General features: G+C 56.1%; 1 protein-coding gene. It reads left to right on the top strand.

The features are described from left to right. Positions 1-251 precede the first annotated feature (251 nt). Positions 252-965: a hypothetical protein gene (locus L6639_RS42905; protein ID WP_237867374.1), complete on the top strand. Its 714-nt coding sequence runs from the start codon at positions 252-254 to the stop codon at positions 963-965. Positions 966-1049: the final 84 nt, after the last annotated feature.

The following is a 1049-nucleotide window of genomic DNA, read 5'->3' on the forward strand; positions in this document are numbered from 1 at the left end:
CCACTATCGTCTCAACTGGCTACCGCCCTCTCGGCTCTTGCTCCCGCGCAGCGGGCTGGAGCGCAGCGACTTTGTGCGTTGGCCCGTTGCTGACCTGCGCTCAAATATGAGGCGATGTCTGCTTCCCAAAGGTAAGGCGACTTTCGTTATGCGGGCTGCTGAATTCAGCTCGTGCCCGCCATCGATACATGTTGAGATAAATGATTAAGCCCTCCTACGCGGACGGTTAGATATGCTGTGTGGAGGAAGCAATGGTGGCGCGAATGTCTCAGCGGGTTTTTCGAGCAACGCGGCCGTCCCTCGAGGAGAGGATCGACCTCTGGCTTTCGAAAGGCCACATCGTTGATGGCATTTGGGTCGGTAGCTTTCGGTCGGACGGCAAGCCGGCCATTCAACGCATTGAAAATGCGCTTCGACTGATCGAACGCAGTGCTCCGCTTCAGTATCGGCGGGTCAAGAACAACCTTTCTAGAATTTGGGTGCACCTCGTTCCGCACGGCGCCGGCTGCTATTTGCACTCCTTGAACGCGTGTATGCTGGATGAGCGTACCGTTACTTCTGAGACGACGACAGTTGAGTGGATCGCATCCGCTATTGTTCACGAGGCGACCCATGCGAGGCTCGAGAAGTTGGGCATCCGCTACGAAGAGGCGGTCCGCCAGCGGATCGAACGAATCTGCGCTCTAAGAGAGCTCGATTTCGCTCGACATCTGTCAGGTGTCGATGCCTTGCAAGAAGAGATCATGTGGAGGATCGACCGGTGCAGCGAAGAAAATGTGTTCTTCACCGACCAAAACATGTGGCAGACAATGGATCAAGGCAAGGCGGAGATACTCCGACATCTGGGAACGCCAGAATGGCTCATCACCCTGGTGTTTAGGGCGAGGGATCTAATCGGTGGAGTTCGTCGCTTCACGCGACGCATAGCCGGTATTTTTGTTCTGCAATCGGATAGCCAGAAATGACCGCTGTTGTGCAGGTTTTTGGACGCCGGCGACAAAGAGGCTCCGCACGCCGAACTGACCGGCGTCCAAAAAGCGCCAAGGCAC

It is taken from the genome of Bradyrhizobium zhengyangense, from assembly GCF_022012555.1.
Taxonomy (GTDB): Bacteria; Pseudomonadota; Alphaproteobacteria; order Rhizobiales; family Xanthobacteraceae; genus Bradyrhizobium; species Bradyrhizobium zhengyangense.

What these genes read in the sequence shown, in the direction of transcription:
- L6639_RS42905 (WP_237867374.1), top strand. Translation starts at nt 252, where the DNA reads ATGGTGGCGCGAATGTCTCAGCGGGTTTTTCGAGCAACGCGGCCGTCC.